The organism is Stutzerimonas stutzeri (genome assembly GCF_002890895.1).
GTDB lineage: Bacteria > Pseudomonadota > Gammaproteobacteria > Pseudomonadales > Pseudomonadaceae > Stutzerimonas > Stutzerimonas stutzeri_AB.
The window spans coordinates 141,518-166,255 of record NZ_POUL01000003.1 but is presented as its reverse complement, the minus strand read 5'-3'; the positions used below and the strand labels follow the sequence as shown (position 1 = coordinate 166,255).

Sequence of the window (24,738 nt, the reverse complement as noted above, 5' to 3'; positions counted from 1 at the left end):
GCAAACGGCGTCGGGTTTCGTCTACTTGGCATCGCCCTTCGCCCGATAGGAGATCATCATGCATACCTTATTCCTCGCCCCCTGCGGTTTTGGCGGCGGCCTCAACTCCATCAGCCTCGGCCTGATCAGCGCACTCCAGCGCGCCGGGTTGAAGGTTGGCTTCTTCAAGCCCATCGCCCAGCCCTTCCCCCACGATCAAGGCCGTGAACGCTCTTGCGTTCTGGTAGAACGCACCCTGAATATCCTGTCGCCCGAGCCGTTGCCATTGGAGCAGGTCGAGCGTCAGCTGGCCGATGGCGAACTCGACCTGCTGCTCGAGGACGTGGTCAGCCGCTATCAGGAGGTTGCCGCGGGCAAGGACGTGGTCATTGTCGAAGGCATGGTGCCGACGCGTGAGTTCAACCACACGTCAAGAATCAACACCCATCTGGCGAAAAGCCTGGACGCGGATGTCATTCTGATTGCAGCGCAAGGCAGTGACACGCTCAAGCGTCTGGCCGAGCGCATCGAGATCCAGGCCCAACTGTTCGGTGGCGCCAAGGACCCGAAAGTGCTGGGCGTGATTCTCAACAAGGTCAAGGGTGACGACGGCGCGCCCGCCTTCATCGACGGCCTCAAGGCGCAGCTGCCCCTGCTGGGCACTGCAGATTTCCAGCTGCTTGGCGCAATTCCTTTCGCCGACAAACTCAACGCTTTGCGGACGCGCGACATCGCCGAACTGCTCGACGCCAAGGTGCTTCATGCCGGTGAAGCGGAGCAGCGTCGCGTCGACAAGATCGTACTCTGCGCCCGCGCCGTCCCCAATACGGTGCAGCTCCTGCAGCCAGGCGTTCTGGTGGTCACCCCGGGCGACCGCGACGACATCATTCTGGCCGCGAGCCTGGCTTCGCTCAACGGCGTCAAACTCGCAGGTTTGTTGCTCTGCAGCGATTTTGCCCCGGACCCGCGCATTCTCGAGCTGTGCAAAGCAGCGCTCGATGGCGGCTTGCCGGTGATGACCGTGCAGACAGGTTCCTACGATACGGCAACCAATCTCTTCGGGCTGAACAAGGAGACCCCAGCGGACGACATCGAGCGCGCCAGCCAGGTTACCGACTTCATCGCGCAGCACCTGCAACCCGAACTCCTGCATACCCGCCTCAGCGTGCCGCGCAGCGAATTGCGACTGTCGCCACCGGCATTTCGCTACCAGCTGGTCAAGCGCGCCCAGCAGGCAAACAAGCGCATCGTTCTGCCGGAAGGCAACGAGCCTCGCACCATTCGCGCCGCAGCCATCTGTCAGGAACGTGGCATAGCGCGCTGCGTGCTGCTGGCCAAGCCGGAAGAAGTCCAAGCCGTTGCGCGCGAGCAAGGCATCCAGCTGCCGGCAAGCCTGGAAATTCTCGACCCTGAACTGATCATCAACCAGTACGTCGAGCCGATGTGCGAAATGCGCAAGGCCAAGGGCCTGACTCCGGACGATGCGCGTGAGCAGCTCAAAGACACCGTGGTACTTGGCACCATGATGCTGGCGCTCGACGAAGTGGACGGCCTGGTTTCCGGCGCCGTGCACACCACTGCCAATACCATCCGCCCGGCATTGCAGCTGATCAAGACTGCACCTGGCTACAGCCTGGTTTCTTCGGTGTTCTTCATGCTGCTGCCGGATCAGGTACTGGTCTACGGTGACTGCGCGGTGAATCCGAACCCGAACGCCACCGAGCTGGCGGAGATCGCCCTGCAGAGCGCCGAATCTGCAGTCGCCTTGGGCGTAAACCCACGCGTGGCGATGATCAGTTATTCCACCGGCACGTCCGGCAGCGGCGCCGAGGTGGAAAAGGTTGCTGAAGCCACTCGCATCGCCCAGGAGCGCGCCCCCAGCCTGCCAATCGACGGTCCGCTGCAGTACGACGCTGCGTCGGTCGCCAGCGTCGGCAAGCAAAAGGCGCCCAACAGCCTGGTCGCCGGTCAGGCTACGGTGTTTATCTTCCCTGACCTCAACACGGGTAATACGACCTACAAGGCGGTTCAACGCAGTGCCAACGTGATCAGCGTCGGCCCGATGCTGCAGGGTCTGCGCAAGCCGGTCAATGACCTGTCCCGCGGTGCTCTGGTAGACGACATCGTGTTCACCATCGCGCTGACCGCTTTGCAGGCCGATAACCAAAAGGCCTGATGGCACCTCGCGCCCGGCCAGCTGGCCGGGCGCTTCGCAATCTCTAGCACTACTTTTTGGCCTTGCAGTTCAGCCCGCAATCGGTACTCTTGCCGCCTTTATTGACGGACATAAGACCCAATCGATGCTGAGCGTCCTTCCTGCCCCGCTCCGGGGCGTCCTGGCCGGCCTGACACTGGCATTGAATACCCTCTTCTGGTGCTGGCCGCTCTTTGCGCTATCACTGCTCAAGCTGGCATTGCCCATCCCGCGTATCCAGCGAGCATTGCGCTTTGGCATGCACTGGATCGCCGAGTCCTGGATGGCGGTCAACAGCTTCTGGATGGACCAGGTGCGCCGCACCGAGTGGGACGTACAGGGACTCGACAAGGTCGACCTGCAGCACTCTTATCTGGTTACCAGCAATCACCAGAGCTGGGCTGACATCCTGATGCTGCAATACCAACTGAACCGGCGAATGCCGATCCTGAAGTTCTTCCTCAAGCAGGAGCTGATCTGGGTGCCGGTTATCGGTCTGTGCTGGTGGGCGCTGGAGTTTCCCTTCATGAAACGCTTCAGCAAGGAGTACCTGACAAAGTACCCGGAAAAGCGCGGCGAGGACCTGGCGACCACCCGCAAGGCCTGCGAGCGCTACCGGACCAACCCGGTGTCGGTGTTCAACTTCCTTGAAGGCACTCGCTTCACCGAGGACAAGCACACTGAGCAGGCATCGCCCTACCGTTACCTGCTCAAACCCAGGGCCGGCGGCATAGCCTTCGTGATCGATGCCATGGGCGAGCAATTGACTTCGCTAGTCAACGTGACCATCCACTACCCGGGCGGCAATCCCAGCTTCTGGGACCTGCTCTGCGGTCGGATAGGTCAAGTCGTCATGCGCATTGGCACGCAGCCGATCCCTGCCGAGTTCCTGCACCGCAGCTACGATCAGGACGAGGCCTACCGGCTGAGCTTTCAGGAGTGGGTCAATGAGCTCTGGAGCGACAAGGATGCCGAACTCGAAAAGCTACACCGGCAATACCCGCCTCGCGATGGCGCTTCAGGCTAACCCGACCGGCCGACACTAGTCGGCCTGTCGATGTTCCAGCTGTAGCCAGTCGATTGACCGCGGAAATTCCAACGCGTCCTCTACGGCCAGTCCTGGCGCGACCAGAAAACCCTGCATCACCTGGCAGTCGTGGGCGATCAGCCACTCACGCTGAGCCAGGGTTTCAACGCCTTCGGCGATCACCTCCAGCCCCAGATTTCGGCCCAGATCGATAATGGTGCTGACCACCGCGGCATCGCGTGGCGAATCAAGCATATTGGCAATAAACAGGCGGTCGATCTTCAGCGTATCCAGATCGAAATGGCGCAGGTAGGCAAGCGATGAGTAACCGGTGCCGAAGTCATCCACCGCCACCCTCACGCCCAGCTCACGCAACTGCCGAAGCTTGTCGCAGCTTTGCTCCAGATCCTGCATCAGTGCGCCTTCGGTGACCTCCAGCTCCAACTGGCGAGGATCTAGCTGATACTCATCGAGCAGGCGTCGCAACTCGTCGATCAATCCGGCCCGGCCGAACTGCACCGGGCTGACGTTGAAGCTCAGCACCAGCTTGTCACCGAATCGCTCACGCCAGTCGCGGCACTGAGCCAGCCCCTCACGCAGTGCCCACTCGCCGACCCGATCAATCAGCCGGGTCTCTTCCAGCAAGGGGATGAACACACTCGGCTCGACCGCACCGCGCCCCGCGTAATTCCAGCGCAGCAAGGCCTCGAAGCCTCGCAACTCGCCTGTCTCAAGCACGACCTGTGGCTGGTAAGCCAAGGCGAAACCATTGCGCTCGATGGTGCTGCGCAAATTCTCTTCCATCATCAGGCGCGCATGGGCCCGCCCATTCATCTCACCGGAGAAGAAGCGATATTGCTGCCGACCGTTGCGTTTGGCCTCGTACATGGCCATATCGGCCGAGCGAAGCAGCTCCTCGACGCTCTGGCCGCAATCCGGGAAATGCGCGATGCCGATACTGGCGCCGAGCGTCACGTCGGTCCCTTCGATGGTATGTCGAACCGAAATCAGCTCAATGAGCTTCTCGGCGACCTTGGCGGCATCTTCCGGGTGGTCCAGCGAGTCCAGCAGCGCGGTGAATTCGTCTCCGCCCATCCGCGCAATGATGTCGTAGGGCCGCATGCAGGCCTCGAGCACGCGCGCCACGCGACAGAGGATCTCGTCACCGGCATCGTGGCCCAGCGAATCGTTGATGCGCTTGAAGCCATCGAGATCGATGTAGAGGATGGCCATGCGTTTGCCGTTCCGGTCGACCCTCGCCAGCGCCGAATCCAGTGCCTGATGAAAGCCACGTCTGTTGAGCAGGCCGGTCAGCGAGTCGGTTACCGCCTGGGTCTCCAGCTGCACGTGAAGACTGCGCACCACGGACATATCCAGGGCGATGACAACCATTGAGCGCTGCTGACGAGGCAATGGCGATGACGACAAGGCCACGGGCAGCGTGTCGCCGTTGGCGGTGAACAGCTGCGCTTCATGAAGACGGTAGGTGCTGCCGCTACGCCAATGCTGGTAGAAATCGGTGTCGCGCCAGGACTGAGGCATCTGCGGCGACGCCAGATGCTTGATCAGTGCGGTCCCCTGCAGATCGTCGACACTGGTGTGCAGCATTTTGGCAATCGCCGGGTTGGCGAAGTTGATGAAACCGTCCTCACCCACCACCAGAATTCCTTCGGCGGCATTGCTCAGCACCGATGCGTTGAACGCGCGGGCACTGTCGAGCTGCTGGCTGAGGACCTGCAAGTCACGCCGATTGTGCTCATGACTGAGCAGCGTATTGATCTTGTGCTTGAGCACCTGCGGATCGAACGGCTTGAGAATGAAATCAACCGCACCCGTGGCGTAACCTCGCAGTACCGACTCACGGGTGTGCGCGATGGCCGAGACAAAGATGATCGGCGTGTAGCGCGAGTGCGGACTGCCGCGCATCAGGCGCGCCACTTCGAACCCATCCATGCCGGGCATCTGCACATCCAGCAGCACCAGCTCGACATCCAGGTCGAGCAGGGCCTGAAGTGCGGCTTCGCCAGAATTAACCGTATGGACCTGCCAGTCACCGTCGCCGAGCAAGGCCTCCATGGCCACCAGGTTCGCTTCGCGATCATCGACGACCAACAATGTACGGGTCCGAGGCTGAGATTGGGGTTGCGACCACGCCATCAGCCAAGCTCCCAGTACAACGTAATGCGGCTTCCGCTACCTGCGCCGACAGGGACGCCAGCTCGGCTTGATCGATGCGTCACACACTTCTCCTTACGGACTTGCATGGGGGCCATCAGTACGCTCCAGACGCCGCAGCAGTTCGACCAGCCGGGCGCTGTCGACCGGTTTGAACAGGATGTCGTCGGCACCGGCCGGAAGCCTCTGCTCTGTCACAGCCGTATCAGAGCCGGCTGCCATTGCCACAATCGGCACCTGACAACCATAGTCGTTTCTGAGCTGATGTATCAGGGCGGGGCCGCCGTTATCCGGCATCGCCAGATCCACCAACGCAAGATCGAACGCATCTTGATCGAAGCGTTCCAGCGCCTCGGCACAGCTTGTGACGGGCACCACCTGCAGCCCCTGCTCGTCAAGCAACGCACTGACGGCATAGATCGCCCGCACGTCCGAATCCACCAACAGCACCCGCTGCCCTAGCAGGGGATGTTCCAGTTCGCCTATTCCCCAAGCAGCAGCATCAACCCCGCCGGGCTTAAGTGCATCTTCCATATGCTCAATTCCTTCTGTTTTTGACAACGCAACCGCCGAATAACGCTTAAGCCGCTGCAGATTCTTTTCCGATAACGTATCTCGACTGGTCAGGATCACCCGGACGTCTTTGAGCGAGCGCAGGCGGTCAAGCGCATCGAGCAGCTCCAGCCCGCTTTCGCCTGAGAGATCGAAGTCGACGATCAGCGCTGCATATCGGTGCTCTGCATAGGCCAGTCGGGCCTCTTCACTGCGTTGGCATTCGCTGACCCGGTAACCGAGCCGCTCGAAATATTCACGCAGTTGACGGCGCCGCTCCGGATCAGTTTCCAGCAGCAACAACCGAGTCGAATTGCCTTCCTGCCGCGACAGATCGACAAACAGGCGCTCCAGCTCCGACTGGGCCACGGGCTTGAGCAAGTAGCGTGAACCGTCATCCGACCAGCCCTGCGGCTGAGGCACGCAAGAAATGATATATACCGGCGTGTCCTGATGCTTGGGGTCGGCTCGCAACGCCCGATGTATCTGCCAGCCGCTGACATCAGGAAGCAGAACATCCAGGATCACCGCCGCGAAGCTGTCGTGAGCGAGTGCATCCAGCCCCTCTTGCCCAGTACCGCATATGACACTGGAAAAACCGTGGGACTGTGCCACCTCGGCCACTACCGAGGCGAAATCGACATCGTCCTCGACAATCAGCAGACCACCACCCTGACCACGGCGCTGCATGGGCCGCAGCGTCCGAATCTCGGCTGTCGCAGACGCTTTCAAGGGCAGCTCGACGGTGAAACTGGAGCCCTGCCCCGGCGAACTTGTAAGACGGATCCCGCCACCCAGCACCTCGGCGAGCTGCCGCGCGATAGCAAGCCCCAACCCCGTGCCGCCGTATTGGCGGCTGATTGAGCCGTCGATTTGCTGAAACGCCTGAAAGATCCGTTCGTGTTGGTCCTCGGCGATGCCGATACCGGTGTCAGTCACGCAGATCTGCAGCATGTCTTCGTCGCCAGGACTTTCGGCCGGCCGGCTGCTCACGTGAATATCAACGGAGCCCTGCTCGGTGAACTTCAAGGCGTTGGTCACCAGGTTGCGCAAGATTTGCTGGAGCCGTGCACGGTCGCTGACGAGCGACGGCGGAACCTCAGGGTCGATCCGGCTAGTAAGGGATAGTCCGTTCTGATCGGCCATCGGTTGCAGTGCAGCCATAAGCTCCGCCAGCAACTCGCCGATATCGAGCGGTTCCGACTTGATTTGCATGTGGCCAGCTTCGATCTTGGCCAGGTCAAGCACGTCATTGATCAGTTGCAGCAGATCATGACCGGCCCGATGCATGATGTCGGCGTGGCGAACCTGCTTCTCGGTCAGGTTGCTCGCCGCGTTCTGTCTCAATTGATCGCTCAGGATGAGAATACTGTTGAGCGGCGTGCGCAGCTCGTGCGACATGTTGGCGAGGAACTCGGATTTGTACCGGTTGGCGGTCATCAACTCATTTGCTTGATCCCGTAGACGCCGCTCCGCGGCTTTGCGGTGAGCGATATCGATCACCACCGCCTGCACCAGTTGCTCTTCTCCGCTGCGCAGTGGCGACAGGCCGACTTCCACGGGCAATAAATGGCCATCCCTGTGGCGGCCGAACAGTTCGCGATTCTCACCCAGGCGACGTGATTCGAGCGACTGGCCAAACCGGTGACGCACCTCGATATAGATCTTGCGCATCGACTCGGGGATCAGCATTTCAACCGGCTGACCCAGCAGCTCTTGTCGGCTGTAGCCGAACAGCAGCTCGGTCTGACGGTTGACCATTACGATCTGCCCTTCTTGATCGAACAGCAGAAAAGCATTCGGCGAGGCTTCGACCACATTACGGAAGCGCTCTTCGTCACGCTTGCGCTGCTGCAAGTCCACCAGATTGAGCAGGTGGTGAACGGTCTTGTCGCGCTTGAAACTGGTCAGACTGAGCGAAACAGGTACGGGAGTGCCATCTTCCCGCAGGGCTTGGCTCTCTTGCTGATTGGCGTCCAGCAGATTCCCGTCCGCCGCCTTCTGGAAAGCTGAAGGGATGTAGTGACTGAGGCGCTCACCGGCGAGCAATCCCGCACTGCTGCCCAGCAGCGCAGCGGCGCTCTGGTTGGCTAGCTCTATGCGTCCTTCATCGCTACACAACACAGTGGCTACCGGCAGCTGTTCGATCAGTTGACGAAACCACGCCTCACGCTCCTGAAGCTGCGCGCCGAGCGCCTGGCTGCTGCGCAGGGTTCGTTCGCGCAAATACAGGTAGCCGCCAATCAAGAGAGAGAACAAAGCGGCTGCGGTCAGCGCCGCCGCAAGATTGAACGCCCGCCCAACCCGATTGAGGATGGCTTCGTATTCCGGTGTGCTGGCGACTTCCAACTGCCAGCTGCGGCCGTACATGTAGATATTGCGGACGCGATGGAAGCTTGCATCTTTACTCACCGGAGCGCGCCCGACCAGCAACGGCTCGTTCGGGGCAGCGGCGTCGAAGAGCTGCAATTGAAACAGCTTGCTGCGCGAGCCCAATACCCCTTCCATCAGATCGGTCAGCCGAAAAGCGCCGTGAAGCGTTCCGGCAAATGATTCCTGCCGTTCCTCCAAGGTCGTGATTGGCGCCCGGGCGCGGTAAAGCGGCAGATACAACAAGATCCCTACCTGGGCATTCTGCTCTGTCTCTTGCTTGAGTCGCACCGGCCCAGTGAGCATAGGGGTGCCGATATTGCGCGCCGCCATAACGGCTTCCCTGCGCGTCTCTTCACTCAGCATGTCGAAACCCAACACACGCCGATTACGCCAGTCGAGCGGATGGATGAAATCGACGATCAGGTAATCGCCGCGTTCACCTCGGGGATACATGCGGAAATCACCGCGACCGCTCTCGCGAATTTCGGCAAGGGTCGAATCGAGGTTGTCCGCGCGCGCATAGCGAGCGAGCGCAATGGCCTGGATACCGGGGTAGAAATCCTGAAGCTGAAGCTGATCGGAAGCTCGATTCCAATCCTGCAGACTGACCTCATCACTGCCGACAAAAAGTCCTGCCAGTCCGCGCAGGACCATCTCGTACGCGCGCATACGCTCACGCAGAGTGCTTTCGACGTCATTGACCGCCAGGTTGAATCGCTGGGCCTGCTCAGCGCGCACGCGCATTTCCTGAACATGCCATTGCCAGCCGACCCATCCTCCGAGCCCCGCCATCAGGGCCAGCGTCACTACCAATGGCAGCCAAGGCTTACGAGAATGGAGAGCGGAACGATCATCCATTCGACCTCCTCAGTGCCACTACATGGCTCGCTGTCACGAGCTTCAGAGTCGTGGATCGCTCAGAGGTTCAATTGAAGCGATAAAAAGCTATAAAGCTGACGCCACCAAAATGGCACAAGCAAAATCCGCGACGACCTTGCCTGTGCCGGGCCGCTTAGAGCGGTCTCAGATTGATTTCCACACGACGGTTCTGCGCGCGACCAGAAGCGGTGTCATTGCTGGCAATCGGCTGGCTCGAGCCCGCGCCATAGGAAGAGATACGCGACGCTGGCACGCCATTGCCTTCCAGGTAAGCCGCAACGCTACGGGCGCGACGATTCGAAAGGTCCTGGTTGAGTTGCTGCGAGCCGGTGCTGTCGGTATGGCCGGTGATGTCGATACCGTTCTTGTTGAATTCTTTGAACACCTGAACCAGCGAATTGAGCGTTGGGTAGAAGCTGCTGGAAATATCGGCGGAGTTGCTTGCGAAGGTGATGTTGCCCGGCATGATCAGCGTCAGGTTATCGCCTTGACGCTGGACCTGTACGCCAGAGCCCTGCAGCGTCTGGCGCAGCTTGGCTTCCTGAGTATCGACGTAATAACCATAGCCGCCGCCCGCAGCACCGCCGACTGTGGCTCCGATCAGGGCGCCTTTGGCGCGATCCTTTTTGCTGGAGGTGGCCGCACCGATCACTGCGCCGCTGACCGCACCAATACCGCCATAAATACCAGCCTTGCCAGCTTCTCGCTCACCGGTATAGGGATTGTTGGTACAGCCGACCAGCAGCGCAAGGGTGGCGGCGAGTGCGGTCAGGTTACTGATCTTCTTCATATCTACTTCCTTCATCTGCGGGACGCCAGCCCGTTACAACACGGACTGGAATGCGCCGTTAGGGTAACACCCGCCCGCCGGCGGAACCGGAACGTCCCGACGAACCCGAAACGATTCGAGCTCCAGGCGGCTGCCGCAAGTCCTTCTTTCGCTGTTGACCTTGAAGGGAAGCCGCCAGCCCGATAAGGGACTGTAGATAGCGACTGTGCGGACCTAATGACCAAGCCACGACCTCGATGAAAGGCCGCAGCGAGATCAAACACAGGCGGGCAAAACCCTATCCTATACCGAGGAAATAACGCTGCTGCCTTCCTCAACCCAGCGCGCGATGTCGACGCGGATACGTTTCTTGTCGAGCTTGCCCACACTGGTCTTGGGAATATCCTCAACCACCGCGATCTGCTGGGGGATGGCCCATTTGTTGATCTGGCCCTGTTCCACGGCGGGCTCGAGGAATGTTTGCAGCGCTCTCGCATCCACCTGCTTGCCTTCGCACAGCACCAGCAAGGCAAAGGGTCGCTCGCCCCAGCGCTCATCCGGCACACCCACCACCGCGACGTCGCGTACTGCCTCGTGCCGGCTGATGAGACCTTCCAGAGCCAAGGAAGACACCCACTCGCCGCCCGTCTTGATCACGTCCTTGATGCGGTCACGAATGTCGATATTGCCCATTTCATCAAGGGTGGCGACATCACCGGTATGCAGCCAACCACCGGCCCACAGCTCTTCACTCTTCTCCGGATTGCCCGCGTAGCCCTGCGTCAGCCAGGGAGCCCGAAGCACCAGTTCGCCCTGGGACGTGCCATCGGCAGGCAGAAAGCTGCCGTCCGGCGCCTGGATTGCCGCATCGACCAACACTACCGGAATCCCGGCTTTGAGCCGGTACGTGATCTGCTCATCCTCGCTGGCGTTACGCAGCTCGTCGTTGATGTGAGCCCCGGAGATCAGCGGGCAGGTTTCCGACATGCCGTAGGCAGCCACCAACTGCATGCCACACGCCCGCGCCGATTCATATAGGCCCCGCGTGAGTGCACTGCCGCCGATGGTGATCTTCCAGCCATTGAAGTCCGTACCGTGCGCTGCTTTGGCTTTGAGCAGCATCTGCACGATGGTCGGCACGCAGTGGGAAAAGGTTACTTTCTCCCGACGCCACAGCTCGATCAGCAGCTCAGGATCGTAACGCCCCGGATAGACCTGCTTGAGGCCCAGCATCGTCGCCACATAGGGCAGGCCCCAGGCATGTACGTGGAACATCGGCGTGATCGGCATGTAGACGTCGCCCGCCGCCATCAACTGGGGATTTTCGCGGCAGCCAACCGTTACCGCGCTGGCCAGGGTATGCAAGACCAGCTGACGATGCGTGAAGTAGACCCCCTTGGGGTCGCCGGTGGTGCCGGTGGTATAGAAGGTGGTCGCTACCGAGTTTTCATCGAAATCGGGAAACTCGTACGTCGCTTTTGCGGCCGCCAGCAAGCTCTCATACTCGCCGATGCAGTTCGGCAACTCGCACTGTTTATCATCAGCATCAGTGATCAGCAGTGTCTTGTCGACCGTGGTCAGCTGCCCGGCAATGGCGTGGTAGAGCGGCGCGAACTCGCTGTTGACGAGGACGACGCGATCCTCGGCATGATTCATCGTGTAAAGAATCTGCTCGGGTGACAGCCGCACGTTGATGGTATGCACCACCGCCCCGATCATCGGAATCGCAAACATGCATTCCAGGTAGCGATGGCTGTCCCAGTCCATCACCGCCACGGTATCGCCCGCCTTCACCCCGGCCTCTGTCAGCACATTGGCAAGCCGAGCAATGCGCTTGCCGAGGGTGCGGTAGTCGAAACGCAGCTGATCGCGATAGACGATTTCGCGGGTGCGCTCGTAGCGCTGCCCCGACAACAGCAGGCTCTTGATCAACAGGGGGTACTGGTAGGCATTCGCGGCGGGTTTGATCACTCGTGTCTGCAGCATAAGGCTTCCTGTTATTGATGTTATGAGACGCACGCTAGACGTTTACGCGGCCACCGGTGCGACGTTCAGCCGTGCCGCCTGCCTTCTTCGGACAATCGGTGCCGCAGTTGTTCAGCCTATGAGACCTCGTGATGCAGCGGCAGTCAGGCGGGCATCATCAAGCGATCTCGCTTGCCGCCAACCTGATACCAAGACCGATCAGCACCGCGCCCGCGACGCGATCGAACCAATGCCCCATGCGGGCGAATCCGGCCCGAACACGCTCGCGGCTGAACAACCAGGCCACCAGGCAGAACCACACTCCGGTCGCGCCTGCCAGATATAACCCATAGGCTGCCTGAACGGCGAGCGGGGTATGGGGGTCGATAACCACGGTGAATAGGGACAGAAAAAACAAGGTCGCCTTGGGATTCAAGCCATTGGTGACGAAACCAACGGTAAAAGCGCGTCGTGGGCTAATCGCAACACTGGACGCGGACGATGCAAGGTTGTCCACCGCGACAGGCTTGGCACGCAGAGCCTGAAAACCCAGATAGAACAGGTAACCTGCCGCTAACCATTTGAAAAGGTTGAATAACATGATCGACTGCGAGACGATCAGACCAATCCCTAACAATGAATACCCCACATGCAGCAAGATGCCGCTGCCGACACCGATGGCCGTCCAGCTGCCGCTGCGCTGACCGCGGGCGACACTTTCGCGCACGACTACTGCAAAGTCAGGCCCGGGACTGGCGACAGCGAGCAAGTGAACCAGCGCCACAGTGAGAAACTCCATCCAGTACATCTAGCGACTCCGTTATTTCCGGGGCGGGACGTCCGCCCGCTGATTCATACGAGTAAAGTCCATGAGCAAGTACCGCGCTGTATTCCTTGATCTATCACCGCTCGACCAGGGCGATCTGGACCTGGCCCCGTTGCAGTCAGCCTTCGCTGAGTTGACCTGCCATAAGGAGACCAGCGAAACGCAAATCGTCGACCGACTGCAAGGCGCGGAAGTTGCCATCGTCAACAAGGTCCCCTTGAGCGATGCCACGCTGGCCGCCTGTCCGGATCTGAAATTGATTCTGGTCGCCGCCACTGGCATCAACAACATCGACCTGGCCGCAGCCAAACAGCGCGGCATCGCCGTATGCAACTGCCAGGCTTACGGCACGGCTACGGTGGCCCAGCACACGCTAATGCTACTGCTCGCACTGGCCACGCGACTACCCGATTATCAGGCCGCCGTGGCGCGCGGCCGCTGGCAGGAAAGCGGACAGTTCTGCCTGCTGGATTTCCCCATCGTCGAGTTGGCGGGCAAGACGCTCGGCGTGCTCGGCCACGGTGAGCTCGGCGGCGCCGTAGCCAAGCTCGCCGAGGCGCTGGGCATGCGTGTGCTGACCGGCAATCTGCCCGGGCGCCCGCCTCGTCCGGACCGACTGGAACTGGACGAGTTGCTGCCGCAGATTGATGCCCTGACCCTGCACTGCCCGCTCACCGAGCAGACACGCAACCTCATCGGTGCGCGCGAACTGCAGCTGATGAAACCCGCGGCCTTCGTCATCAATACCGCTCGCGGCGGCCTGATAGACGAGCAGGCGCTGGCCGACACTCTGCGAAGCGGCCACCTGGGCGGCGCTGCCACAGATGTGCTGATCAGCGAACCACCGAGCAACGACAACCCGCTGCTGGCTGCAGACGTGCCACGCCTGATCGTGACACCCCACAGCGCCTGGGGCAGCCGCGAAGCCAGACAACGCATCGTCGGCCAGCTGTGTGAGAACGCGGAGGCGTTCTTCGCCGGCAGCCCCAAGCGTCAGGTCGGCTGACGCTTCTGCAGCCGGGGACAAGGCTGGTAAGCTCGCCAGCTTTTGTCCGGAGGCAAGATGGATCCGCGAAGCGAAGTACTGCTGCGCCAGACCGAACTGTTCAGCGGTGACCTGCTGCTTGCCGGGCTGCCCGCAGACGACCTGCTCGGCCAACTGCCTGGAGCCATCGGCTGGAGCTGGCACGCCGGGACGCAGCAACGACTGCAAGCGCGTTTCGCCGAGCGTTGCGCATTTGGTGTCGAGCCGCCCATAGCCTCGTTCGACAGCGCTGTTCTGTTTCTACCCAAGTCTCGGGAACTGACTGATTACCTGCTAAGCGCGCTGGCCGCCAGATTGCCGGGCCGTCTGCTGTATCTGGTGGGTGAGAAGCGTGCCGGCGTGGAGCGAGCCGCGAAACAACTGGCTCCCTTCGGCGAAGCGAAAAAACTCGACAGCGCCCGGCATTGCCAGCTCTGGCAGGTCAGGGTCACAAATAGCCCACCGGCTCCAGACTTACAGACCCTGGCTCAGCACTTCGAGCTCCCACTCGCGGACGGCCCACTGCAGATCGTCAGCCTGCCTGGCGTTTTCAGTCATGGTCGCCTTGATCGCGGTACCGCACTGCTGCTGGAACAGCTCGATGGGCTGCCAGCTGGCCGGCTGCTGGATTTCGGCTGCGGCGCGGGCATCATTGGGGCGTCGCTGAAAAGACGGTATCCGGACAGTGAAGTGGTGCTGCTGGACGTCGACGCTTTTGCAGTCGAAAGCAGCCGCATGACCCTCGCAGCCAATGGTTTACAGGCTCAGGTGATCGCCGGGGACGGCATCGATGCTGCCCCGCAAGACTGCACCGCCATCATCAGCAACCCACCGTTTCATCAGGGCATCCACACGCACTACGAGGCCAGCGAAACGTTACTGCAACGCGCGGCCAATCATCTCCGGCCGGGTGGCGAGCTACGACTGGTAGCCAATGCGTTTCTCAAGTACCCGCCCCTGATCGAAACCCATCTGGGTCGCTGCGAAACACTGATCAGCGCGGACGGCTTCCGCATCTACCGTGCTCAACGCCCCTGATCCGCCAACGTCCCGACTTGCGCAACGCGCCACGCTTGGGCAAACTCGCGCCCGTCCTGGGGGAGTAGTCTCCGGCAAGCGCCCTGCTTGCCTGGCATGCGTCAACATACTTGGTCCACAGACCATGGTGCATGCGACCCGCGCGGCCTGTCTCGGCAGCCAGCGCTCGGTTTGACAAGACCCATGACACGTACACCTGACCCGGGGCGGGCAGGCGGTGCGTGTCATGGTGATTAGTCGACCCGCCCCCGCAAGGAAGTCCGTTGGAATCGTTCTACATCCCCACCCTGATCGTCGCACTCGCTGAGATTGGCGACAAAACGCAATTGCTCGCCCTCTTGCTGGCCGCCCGCTACCGGCGTCCAATGCCCATCATCTGGGGCATTGTGGTGGCCACGCTGGCCAACCATGCCGCTGCTGGGGCCATAGGCAATTGGGTTTCGTCGCTGGTCTCGCCTGCCATTCTCAGCTGGATTCTGGCCGCCTCTTTCGCCGCCGTTGCCCTGTGGACGCTGGTACCCGACAAGCTCGAGGAAGAAGAAGCTTCGCGCGGTCGACGCTTCGGCCCCTTCGTGGCGACACTGATTGCGTTCTTCCTTGCTGAAATGGGCGACAAAACGCAGGTGGCTACCGTCATGCTTGCCGCTCAGTATCCTGACTTCATCCTGGTGATCATTGGCACGACCCTTGGCATGCTGATCGCCAATGTGCCGGTGGTGCTGGCCGGTAATTTTGCCGCCGACCGCATGCCACTCACGCTGATTCGCCGAATCGCCGCCGTCGGCTTCGCCGGTTTGGCGCTGTACGCCGTCTATCAGGCCCTGAGCTTGAGCGGCATGCTTCCAGTCTGATACCCAGCGCAAATTGCCTCGCCACGGGTGCTGTTAGAGTGCGTGTTCACCGCATTCTGGCGGCACTTGAGGGGAGCAGGCGGCATGTCACCGGAGGAACGAAAACGGCGGGTTCGGCAGCATATCGACCTGAGCTGGATCAAGGGTCGACTGGCATTGGCTGAACAGCTGCAGAGCCGGTACTTCAGCTACAAGAGCTCGTTCATCTCACAGCCGGTCAACAGTGCCGGTTTCGGTCTGATCGTAAAGGAAATCCGTCAGGCTATTCCGGACCTTGAAGTCGCGGTAGATGAATGCCTCAGCGAAGGCAACCGCGTGGTGACCTCCAGCACCCTGTTCGGCACTCTGGAGAAACCCGTATTCGGCGTCGCCCCGAGCGGCAAAATCCTCACTGTCGCCGCGATGTCGATCTGGACGCTCAATCCGAGCGGCGATATCGAGGAGATCAGTACCCTCTTTGACCTGGAAAGCGCCCGTAGCCAGCTAGGCCTGGAAAGCCCTCTTCCAATCAAGCTGCCGCCGACCTGAGAGCGCCGGCGGCATCTGCATCAGCGGCCCTGTTTATACAGTGGCATCACCTTTGGAATGTTTTCCTGCAGTGCCTGCGTACGGCTGCCTGAAGAGGGATGGGTGCTGAGGAATTCCGGCGGAGCGGAGCCGCCAGCTGCGGCCATCTTCTGCCACAGACTGACCGCTGCGCTCGGGTTGTACCCAGCCCGTGCGGCCAGCTCCAGACCGATCAGGTCAGCCTCGTTCTCATTGCTGCGGCTGTTGGGCAGCGTCATCAGATACTGCACCCCCATGTTGGCCAGTTGCAGGCTGCCATCACCAATCCCGACCGCCGAGCCAATCTGAGTGGCCATCTGCACACCGTACGCCTTGGACATGGCCTCGCGACCGTGCTCCCGCAACGCATGGGCTATCTCATGCCCCATGACGGCGGCAATCTCGTCATCGGTCAGGTTGAGCTTCTCGATCAGCCCGGTGTAGAAGATGATCTTGCCGCCCGGGCCGGCATTGGCGTTCAGCTCGGGGCTGTCGATGACGTTCACGTCCCAGTCCCACTCCGCCGCATCAGGCCGGAAAGCCTTGACCTCGGCGATCAGCCTGCTGGCGATCCGGTTGACCCGCTGAGCGACCGGTGAGTTGTTTTCGAGCACGCCTTTGCTCTTCGCTTGAGACACCGTCTGCTGATACGACTGCGCATACATCTGATTGACCTGCTCGGTCGACAGCATGCTGAACATGTATTGCTTGCGGTCGACGCCAACGGCACCGCTGCTGGTCGTGTTGACGGCCTGACAACCGGCCAGCGTGGCGGCCGCCAGAAAGAGGCTGATTGAATGCAGCTTGAACATGTCGCGTCTCCCGTGAATTCTGCGCCGTATGCTAGAGCGTGCCAGCGCACCGGGCAACCGACTAGCCGCCCATCGCTTCGGCGCAAGCCTGATAGCGCCTTGACTCCCCTTTCGAGGGTTACTGCCAATGCCTAGTTCACTGGCGTCAGGCACTCCGGCGCGTCCAGCTTGGGATCATTGACGAAGGTTGCCAGGGGTCGCTCACGCAACGCAGGTTGTGGTGCAGCCAGTAGCAGCTGCAGCGTTTCCAGCGGAGTCTGGGGATCGAGCCAGGCGGTCATGCCAGCCTGATCCAGCAACAGTGGTCGCCGTTGGTTTGAGGCTGGCCGCGTCACGACGGCCGCACTGAGGTAACTGTGACCTTCTACCGGATAGGCCTCCCAGACCGCCGCGAAATACATCAGCGAGTCTTCCGCCGTCATCCAGTAAGGTCGCTTGCGTGCCGTGCCTCGCCACTCATAGAAACCATTCGCCGGCAGGACGCCTCGACGCTGACGAAAGGCGTCGCGGAACATTGGCTGTTCAGCCAGCGTTTCCGCCCGCGCCTGCGCAGGCGTGCGGGTGAAGTCGCTCAACCATGCCGGCGTCAATCCCCAGCGCACGCGACTCAATTGCAGCGCTTCGTCCACCTGTCGCAGCAGAAGCACCGAAGCGCCAGGCGCCAGGCTCCAGTGCGGCTGCTGATCAGACGGGAAACCAGGCAACGCAGCAAAAGCGGCATTCCAGCGAAACAGGGCATAGCGGCCACACATGTACAAAACTCGATGGGGAAAGGGGGCAGCGGCCAGGGGCAATGCCTTCGCTCTGAGGCATCAGCAGATGAGCTCACCCGGATAACTTTCCGGCTCGTCGCCGGGCAGCGGTTCGGCGACATTGTACTCAGCGATCAACTGCCGCGCGCGCTCGGCCTCATCATCGGCGACCATCAAGCCGAGCAGACCGGCAACAGGCAGCTCGCCTACAGCTCCGATCAGATGCCGGCCATTCAGGTAGACCTCGATACCCTCAGCGTCCAACATGCCACGCAGCATCTCCGCTTCGAGCAGATCACGCGGCTCGTATACCCGCTGCATCTATTCATCCTCCCGCCGTACGTCGAGCTGCCAATCGCTACCATCGGTACGCAGATCGAACACAATCGGCCTGCAGCAGACTGAGCAGTCTTCGATGTACTGCTGATCACCGCCACTCAGATCGAGCAGCGCCTCCACTCCTTCGCCACAATATGGGCATTGATAGTCCTGTGATTCCAGCATCAGCGTCTCCTGCGTGACTTGCCGCTATAATCGCCGTCCTGAGTCTGTTGAGATGCCCCGGTGCGCACTTGTGGCGGACCCGACCGGTGCCACGCGGCATTGCCCGAGCCCGCTGTCATCGCGTCCAAGCAACCACAGACCTAACTTTGACCCTTGAGCGACTGGGTTATTCAGTAGTTACCCTTACAGAGATCATGATGGACGAATTCGAAGCCATCCGACCCTACGCCGATGCTGAAGTCCCCGCCGTGATGGCACGGCTGTTCGCCGACCGGGAATTTCTCGACATACTGGCGCATTTCCGCTTTCCGCGGCTGGCCGGCCCCATGGGCTGGATGCTCAAACCACTTATAGCGCAACGACTGCGGCGTGAGTTCGCCACTATTCATTCGATCGACACGCTGCAGGCGCGGATCGAGATGTACCTCGACCGCACCATCGAGCGCGCCACAGACGGCATTACTTATTCCGGCCTGGAAAAATTGCGGCCGGGCTGCGCCTATCTGTTCATCGCCAATCACCGCGACATCGTGATGGACCCCGCTTTCGTCAACTATGCGGTGTTCCAGGCCAAGATGCGCACGCCGCGCATCGCCATTGGCGACAATCTGCTGCAACGGCCGTTTGTCAGCGATCTGATGCGACTCAACAAGAGCTTCATCGTGCGTCGCTCGGTCACCGGGCGACGCGAAAAGCTCGCGGCTTATCAGCTGCTTTCTGCCTATATCAACCACTCTATCCGTAACGACGGTGAGTCGATCTGGATTGCCCAGGCCGAAGGGCGGGCAAAGGACGGTGACGACCGTACCGATTCGGCCATTTTGAAAATGCTGCACATGAGCCGCAAGGACGAGCCCTTTGCCGAAGCATTGACGACCCTGCGGCCAACGCCGGTGTCGATCAGCTATGAGTACGACCCCTGCGATCAGGCAAAGGCGCGAGAGCTCTATATACGTGCCAGCACCGGCAGTTACACCAAGGCCCCAGGCGAGGATGACACCAGCATCGCCCTCGGCATCACCGGCTACAAAGGTCGGGTGCATGTCAGCTTCGGCACGCCCATCAGCGAAGTCCCGGAGGATGCCAAGCAGCTGGCGGCCGAAATCGACCAGCAGATCCTGGGTGATTACCGTCTGTTTCCGGTGAATTTTTTGGCGCATCGGATGTGGGAGAATCGCGACGAGGCGCTGGCGATACCCGAGCTCAGCGAGCTGTTCAGCCAGGCGGAAATCGAACGTGCCGAGGCCGAATGGGGCAAGCGCCTCGCGGCCTGCCCAAGCGTGCAGCAGCCCTTCCTCATCCAGCAATACGCCATGCCGGTGCGTAATCAGTACCGCTTGAAAGCTGGCTTGAGCCTCTAGGGCTCCACGCTTACGCGACTGTCCGTCAGGTCAGTCGCGTAAGCGAAGAAAGCAGGCAGGCCAGTCCCAGACTGCTGAAACCAAAGCCATAGAAAAACCGGTCGAGACGCCGGGTGGCAGCCCCGGCACCTTGCTCAACGGCCGAGAGGCGAGAATCTGAAAGAGACGTTGAGGTGTTCGACAGCTGCCGACGCCAGCGTGTGGCCAGCAACAGCCAGGCGCCGCCGAGCGCGATCAGCAAGGCCAGTGAGTTGACCAGAGGCGCGACCCGCGCCAGCGTCGAGTAATCGAAATCGAGCAACAACCGTTATCTCCGTTGGCCTTGAACATACAGGCCTGAGCGGCCCGAACTGGGGCAGCGGAGTCTACCGAAACGGCGTTGTCGGCTCAGCCAGTTTCCGACAAAACGGAACACAACCAAGCGATGGCAATTTGCCGGGTATTTGCGCCATTTATGCAGATAGGTGCCGTCTCGATTGTTGACTTATAGTCCCTTCCAGCTTCACCCTCATCTCGCCCCGAACAACCGAAATAGAGCGTGCGCCTGGCTTGAGCAACCAGACGGGACTGCCGCGGGATCGGGCAAATGGCAACTTGTGATCGCTGCGTCTCTGACGTCAGTACCAGGCGTTCATCCCGCCACCGCCTTTGTGGAAGTCGCCATCTGCAAGCGCCGCGCTTACGGCATCGCTTGCAGCGAATCAGTTACCGAGAATCAACAGGACCAAACAATGAACAAGAACAGGTTTAAGACGGGGGCCCTCACACTCTCCTTGCTGGCAAGCGCTGTGCTGGCAAGTGGAGCCATGGCTGCAGTATCCGAATCCGAAGCGGCCAAGCTGGGTAACAGCCTGACGCCGATGGGTGCCGAGAAAGCTGGCAACGCGGCCGGCACCATTCCCGCCTGGACCGGCGGCTTGGCAACCGACGCAGCGGCAGTCGGCGAGGATGGCTTCGTCAGCGATCCTTACCCGAACGACAAGCCAAAGTTCACCATCACTGCGCAGAACTTCGAGCAGTACAAGGACAACCTGAGCCCTGGCCAGATCGCCATGCTCAAGCGCTACCCAGACACCTATCGCCTGCCGGTGTTCGAAACCCATCGCAGCGCAGCCGTACCTCAGCGAATCTATGACGCTGCGCAGAAGAACGCGACCCAGACCAAGCTGGTGCGCGGCGGCAACGGGCTGGAAGATTTCGACACTGCGGTTGCCTTTCCGATTCCTCAGGACGGCCTGGAAGTAATCTGGAACCACATCACTCGCTATCGCGGCGGCTCGGCCCGCCGCACCGTGGCGCAGGCCACTCCCCAGGTTAACGGTAGCTACAGCCTGGTCAAGTTCGTCGACGAAGTCGTCTACACCGATACCCTGACCGACTACAACGCCGAGAAACACGGCAACGTACTGTTCTACTTCAAACAGCAGGTGACTGAGCCTTCACGCCTGGCCGGCAACGTGCTGCTGGTGCACGAGACCCTGGACCAGGTCAAAGAGCCGCGCATGGCATGGATCTATAACGCCGGTCAGCGCCGCGTGCGCCGCGCCCCTCAGGTCGCCTACGACGGCCCGGGCACTGCCGCCGATGGCCTGCGCACCTCCGACAACCTGGACATGTTCAACGGCGCACCGGACCGCTACGACTGGAAGCTGGTGGGCAAGAAGGAAATGTACATCCCCTACAACGCCTACCGCCTGGACTCACCGCAGCTCAAGTACGATGACATCATCAAGGCCGGCCACATCAATCAGGATCTGACCCGCTACGAGCTGCACCGTGTATGGGAAGTCGAAGCTACGCTGAAGCCCGGCGAGCGTCACATCTATGCCAAGCGTACGTTCTTCATCGATGAAGACACCTGGCAGGCCGCAGTGATCGACCATTACGACGGCCGCGATACGCTTTGGCGCGTTGCCGAGGCGCATGCCGAGTACATCTACAACGACCAGGTCCCGCTGTACGCCATGGAGACGCTGTATGACCTGGTCTCCGGTCGCTACCTGGTGATGGGCATGAAGAACGAGGAAAAGAACCCCTACGTCTACAACTACAAGGCCAACTCCAACCAGTACACCCCGGCCGCGCTGCGTAACTCCGGCGTACGCTAAGCCACACCGCTAAGCCAAACCGAAAAGAGAAACGCCCCGACATGCTCGGGGCGTTTTTTTTGCATTACATAAGCGCAATGGCTTGTATCGGTTAGCGGCGTCGGTGTCTGCTATCGCGCAAACGACAGTACGCATCGGGCACCTTACTTGGCTCGCTCCTTGCGCTTGCTCCGCGTACTGCACCGGGGCAACACGATTCGAGCACATTGCCGAAGAGCCGCCGTTACGCCTAAAAACAAAAACCCCGCCGAAAAGGCGGGGTTCTGATCTGTCGCTCGCAACCGCCTAGGCTAGTTGCAACTCACTGCGCCAGCACCTGACCGATGTTCTGATCGCGGAATGTGCGGGTCAGCGCATCGCTGAGCACATCGGTTACCAGCTTGGTGTTGGTCTGCTCATTGGGGGCCATGCCGAAACGTTGGTTCAGAGAAGCGCCGTAGCGACCGGTGTAGCGACGACCGCCGTTCTGTACCTCTACGCGGAACGTAGCGCCAATCGTGGCCTCGGTGACATACAGCCCTTCCTTTGGCGACTGGTACTTCAGCTCGGCCAGGGTCAAGGTCAGCTGCGGTGCGTTGTAGGCGTTGGCCGAGGGCGTAAAGCCCAGCAGGCGGACCGCTGCTTCAGCCTGAGCCTGCAGCTTTGGAACGACCTTTTCTTTCGGCACGATCACCGCACTGGTTTCCGGATACAGGCCGCCACGAGTGCCCAGGGTTGCCGAGGGGCGACCGTCTACTACACGCACCACCACCGGTTGACCTTGGCCGACCGGGTTGATGGTGTCGGTGAGTTTGGGGTTGGGATCGAGCTGTTGGGGGCTGTGGGCGCAGCCGGCAAGCACCAGTGCTGACGCGGCGGCGAGACTGAACAACAGGCGTTTCAGCATGCTGCTTACTCCAGGTTAGGGATGAATGGCGCGCAGTATAACCAGCACCGCAACCGCCTGACAGTGATGCGCTAAAGACCGCCTGCAGGCCGGCCGCGTTCCATTCATTCAACCGTAACGTCCAACTGCGATAACGGCGCGAAGCCCAACGAGCGCTCGGTCATGTCCTTATTCAAAACCCTGTTTCGACATCGTCCACCGCGTCACTACGCCCTGCTGGACGACCAGGATCGCTGCCGCATGCTGCTGACCGCCAAAGAACGCCCTCATGGTGAACGCTGGGTCGAAATAGCAGAAATTCGTCTTGGCTGGATCGGTAAGCCGTTGCCTAGAGCTGATCTACAGCAGCGCCCCGGCCCTATCCCGCAGACATAAAAAAACCGCGCGGCCCTGAGGGGCAGCGCGGTTTGCTTACATGGCGTCGTGGTGGCTAGTCGGCCAACCCCAGATGCTTGTCGACCTTCGCGACAACGTCGCGATAGACCGCCGCATCGGCCTCGAGAACCTTCTCCCGCGCGGGGAAAATCTCGGCGAGCTTGCTGCTCCAGGCCTCGCTCTTGGCCTGCTCCGGAAAGCAGCGCTCGATCAGGTCAAGCATGATCGACACGGTGACCGAGGCACCCGGCGAGGCGCCCAGCAGTGCGGCGATGGAACCGTCCTTGGCCGACACCAACTCGGTGCCAAACTGCAGGATGCCGCCCTTCTTCGGGTCCTTCTTGATGATCTGGACGCGCTGGCCGGCCACTTCCAAGCGCCAGTCTTCGGCTTTGGCTTCAGGATAGAAGCCGCGCAGGGTTTCCAGGCGGTCGTCCATCGACTGCCGGACTTCCTTGATCAGATAGCGAGTCAGATCCATGTTGTCGCGCGCGACAGCCAGCATCGGCTTGAGGTTACCCGGACGGATCGACATCGGCAGATCGAGCGGCGAGCCATGCTTGAGGAACTTGGTGGTAAAGCCGGCATACGGCCCGAACAGCAGCGACGTCTTGCCGTCCACGACGCGTGTATCCAGATGCGGAACCGACATGGGCGGCGCGCCTACCGCGGCCAGGCTGTAGACCTTGGCCTGATGCTGCTTGACGATTTCCGGCTTGTCGCAGCGCAACCACTGACCACTGACCGGGAAGCCACCGTAGCCCTTGCCTTCTTCGATATCGGACATCTGCAGCAACGGCAGTGCTGCGCCGCCAGCACCGAGGAAGACGAAGCCGGCCTTGATTTCACGATTGCTGCTGTCACGGGTGTTCTTGATCTCTACGCGCCAGCCCTTGCCGTCGCGAGCCAGTCCGGTGACCTTCTGGAAGTAGGACATCGTCACGCCGGGCTTGGCCGCCAGATACTGCAGCATCTGCCGGGTCAGCTCACCGAAGTTGACGTCGGTGCCATTCATCGCGCGGGTCGCGGCGATCGGCTCGTCCAGCGGACGGCCCGGCATCATCAGCGGCATCCACTCTTCCATGGTCGCGCGATCTTCGCTGTAGACCATGTCTTCAAAGGCGTGATGGGTCTTCAACGCATTGAAGCGGCGCTTGAGGTAATCGATATTTTTCGTGCCGCGGACAAAGCTCAGATGCGGCACTGCATTGAGGAAGTCGCGTGGGCTGCCGAAGCCTTCACGGCCGGTCAGGTAGGCCCAGAACTGCTTCGAGACTTCGAACTGGGTATTGATGGTGACGGCTTTCTTGATGTCGATCGAGCCGTCTTTGCTGTCCGGTGTGTAGTTCAACTCACAGAGACCAGCGTGACCGGTGCCGGCATTGTTCCAGGGATTCGAGCTTTCAACGGCCCCGGATTCCTGCAGTTCGACAATCTCCAGCCTGATGTTGGGATCGAGTTCCTTGAGCAGTACTGCCAGAGTCGCACTCATGATGCCGGCTCCCACCAGCACCAAATCCACGGCTTCGCTATCGTGTTGCGTCATTAACGCGTTCTCCAGAATCACAGCATTAAACTGTCACGACCGCAGTACGCGATCGCGTAGAACCACCAGCCTGGCGGCTAGAAACGGAGGAGGTTTCTATACCGCTGCTCGGGCTTGTGCCCGAAGGCAGGAACTTGAAAGCACCTACCCGCTGTCGGGAGAGCGGCTTTTGGCCTCCTCCCTCTCGCGCCTCTAC

General features: G+C 60.7%; 21 protein-coding genes and 1 riboswitch. Of the genes, 9 read left to right on the top strand and 12 right to left on the bottom strand.

Features of this window, described 5'->3' with window-relative positions; translation table 11 throughout:
- Positions 1–58: 58 nt before the first annotated feature.
- Together pta and CXK96_RS06410 are read left to right on the top strand one after the other, a co-directional pair.
- A complete protein-coding gene (gene pta / locus CXK96_RS06415; RefSeq protein WP_102835648.1) occupies positions 59–2,155 on the top strand; it encodes a phosphate acetyltransferase in 2,097 nt (698 codons plus the stop codon).
- Positions 2,156–2,279: 124 nt separating this feature from the next.
- Positions 2,280–3,200 carry an acyltransferase gene (locus CXK96_RS06410; protein WP_102835647.1) on the top strand — a complete coding sequence of 307 codons (921 nt, stop codon included), beginning with the start codon at positions 2,280–2,282 and terminating at the stop codon, positions 3,198–3,200.
- Between the two features lie 15 nt (positions 3,201–3,215).
- Here CXK96_RS06410 and CXK96_RS06405 read toward each other — a convergent pair whose 3' ends face one another.
- From CXK96_RS06405 to CXK96_RS06385, 5 genes are all read right to left on the bottom strand, one after another.
- Positions 3,216–5,357 carry a two-component system response regulator gene (locus CXK96_RS06405; protein ID WP_102835646.1) on the bottom strand — a complete coding sequence of 714 codons (2,142 nt, stop codon included), beginning with the start codon at positions 5,355–5,357 and terminating at the stop codon, positions 3,216–3,218.
- A 93-nt stretch (positions 5,358–5,450) separates the two neighbouring features.
- Positions 5,451–9,158: a CHASE domain-containing protein gene (locus CXK96_RS06400; RefSeq protein WP_102835645.1), complete on the bottom strand. Its 3,708-nt coding sequence runs from the start codon at positions 9,156–9,158 to the stop codon at positions 5,451–5,453.
- A gap of 154 nt (positions 9,159–9,312) precedes the next feature.
- Entirely contained in the window at positions 9,313–9,969 is a 657-nt protein-coding gene (locus CXK96_RS06395; protein ID WP_102835644.1) for an OmpA family protein, read from the bottom strand.
- Between the two features lie 282 nt (positions 9,970–10,251).
- Positions 10,252–11,934, bottom strand: coding sequence for a fatty acid--CoA ligase (locus CXK96_RS06390; protein ID WP_102835643.1), 1,683 nt, complete (start codon positions 11,932–11,934; stop codon positions 10,252–10,254).
- Positions 11,935–12,091: 157 nt separating this feature from the next.
- A complete protein-coding gene (locus tag CXK96_RS06385) occupies positions 12,092–12,721 on the bottom strand; it encodes a LysE family translocator (protein WP_102835642.1) in 630 nt (209 codons plus the stop codon).
- Positions 12,722–12,782: 61 nt separating this feature from the next.
- On the opposite strand from CXK96_RS06385, the gene CXK96_RS06380 reads away from it, so the two are divergent.
- From CXK96_RS06380 to CXK96_RS06365, 4 genes are all read left to right on the top strand, one after another.
- On the top strand, positions 12,783–13,745 hold the full coding sequence (locus CXK96_RS06380; RefSeq protein ID WP_102835641.1) for a 2-hydroxyacid dehydrogenase: 963 nt from the start codon (positions 12,783–12,785) through the stop codon (positions 13,743–13,745).
- A gap of 57 nt (positions 13,746–13,802) precedes the next feature.
- Positions 13,803–14,801, top strand: coding sequence for a class I SAM-dependent methyltransferase (locus CXK96_RS06375; protein WP_102835640.1), 999 nt, complete (start codon positions 13,803–13,805; stop codon positions 14,799–14,801).
- A 47-nt stretch (positions 14,802–14,848) separates the two neighbouring features.
- Positions 14,849–14,967: riboswitch (yybP-ykoY riboswitch) on the top strand.
- 97 nt (positions 14,968–15,064) lie between these two features.
- Entirely contained in the window at positions 15,065–15,652 is a 588-nt protein-coding gene (locus CXK96_RS06370; RefSeq protein WP_102835639.1) for a TMEM165/GDT1 family protein, read from the top strand.
- 84 nt (positions 15,653–15,736) lie between these two features.
- Positions 15,737–16,180, top strand: coding sequence for an ester cyclase (locus CXK96_RS06365; RefSeq protein ID WP_102835638.1), 444 nt, complete (start codon positions 15,737–15,739; stop codon positions 16,178–16,180).
- A 20-nt stretch (positions 16,181–16,200) separates the two neighbouring features.
- Here the strand turns inward: CXK96_RS06365 and CXK96_RS06360 are convergent, their stop codons facing one another.
- From CXK96_RS06360 to CXK96_RS06345, 4 genes are all read right to left on the bottom strand, one after another.
- Positions 16,201–17,010 (bottom strand): M48 family metallopeptidase, encoded by an 810-nt coding sequence (locus CXK96_RS06360; RefSeq protein WP_102835637.1) that lies wholly within the window; start codon positions 17,008–17,010, stop codon positions 16,201–16,203.
- Between the two features lie 131 nt (positions 17,011–17,141).
- Positions 17,142–17,762: an SOS response-associated peptidase gene (locus CXK96_RS06355; protein ID WP_102835636.1), complete on the bottom strand. Its 621-nt coding sequence runs from the start codon at positions 17,760–17,762 to the stop codon at positions 17,142–17,144.
- A 60-nt stretch (positions 17,763–17,822) separates the two neighbouring features.
- A complete protein-coding gene (locus CXK96_RS06350) occupies positions 17,823–18,083 on the bottom strand; it encodes a DUF2007 domain-containing protein (protein WP_102835635.1) in 261 nt (86 codons plus the stop codon).
- Positions 18,084–18,266, bottom strand: coding sequence for a CPXCG motif-containing cysteine-rich protein (locus CXK96_RS06345; protein WP_102835634.1), 183 nt, complete (start codon positions 18,264–18,266; stop codon positions 18,084–18,086). It abuts the gene before it with no gap.
- A gap of 197 nt (positions 18,267–18,463) precedes the next feature.
- Between CXK96_RS06345 and CXK96_RS06340 the strand changes: the two genes are divergently transcribed.
- The gene (locus tag CXK96_RS06340; RefSeq protein WP_180981498.1) at positions 18,464–19,627 is read left to right on the top strand and encodes a 1-acyl-sn-glycerol-3-phosphate acyltransferase; all 1,164 of its coding nucleotides are present in this window, start codon (positions 18,464–18,466) and stop codon (positions 19,625–19,627) included.
- Between the two features lie 25 nt (positions 19,628–19,652).
- Here the strand turns inward: CXK96_RS06340 and CXK96_RS06335 are convergent, their stop codons facing one another.
- Entirely contained in the window at positions 19,653–19,931 is a 279-nt protein-coding gene (locus tag CXK96_RS06335; RefSeq protein ID WP_102835632.1) for a hypothetical protein, read from the bottom strand.
- Positions 19,932–20,358: 427 nt separating this feature from the next.
- Between CXK96_RS06335 and CXK96_RS06330 the strand changes: the two genes are divergently transcribed.
- Positions 20,359–21,735 (top strand): DUF1329 domain-containing protein, encoded by a 1,377-nt coding sequence (locus tag CXK96_RS06330; RefSeq protein ID WP_102835982.1) that lies wholly within the window; start codon positions 20,359–20,361, stop codon positions 21,733–21,735.
- 301 nt (positions 21,736–22,036) lie between these two features.
- Here the strand turns inward: CXK96_RS06330 and CXK96_RS06325 are convergent, their stop codons facing one another.
- Positions 22,037–22,621 (bottom strand): YajG family lipoprotein, encoded by a 585-nt coding sequence (locus CXK96_RS06325; protein ID WP_102835631.1) that lies wholly within the window; start codon positions 22,619–22,621, stop codon positions 22,037–22,039.
- Between the two features lie 162 nt (positions 22,622–22,783).
- Here CXK96_RS06325 and CXK96_RS06320 point away from each other — a divergent pair, with 162 nt between their 5' ends.
- Positions 22,784–22,996 carry a hypothetical protein gene (locus tag CXK96_RS06320; RefSeq protein WP_102835630.1) on the top strand — a complete coding sequence of 71 codons (213 nt, stop codon included), beginning with the start codon at positions 22,784–22,786 and terminating at the stop codon, positions 22,994–22,996.
- Between the two features lie 55 nt (positions 22,997–23,051).
- Here CXK96_RS06320 and mqo read toward each other — a convergent pair whose 3' ends face one another.
- Positions 23,052–24,563 carry a malate dehydrogenase (quinone) gene (gene mqo / locus CXK96_RS06315; protein WP_102835629.1) on the bottom strand — a complete coding sequence of 504 codons (1,512 nt, stop codon included), beginning with the start codon at positions 24,561–24,563 and terminating at the stop codon, positions 23,052–23,054.
- Positions 24,564–24,738 lie beyond the last annotated feature (175 nt).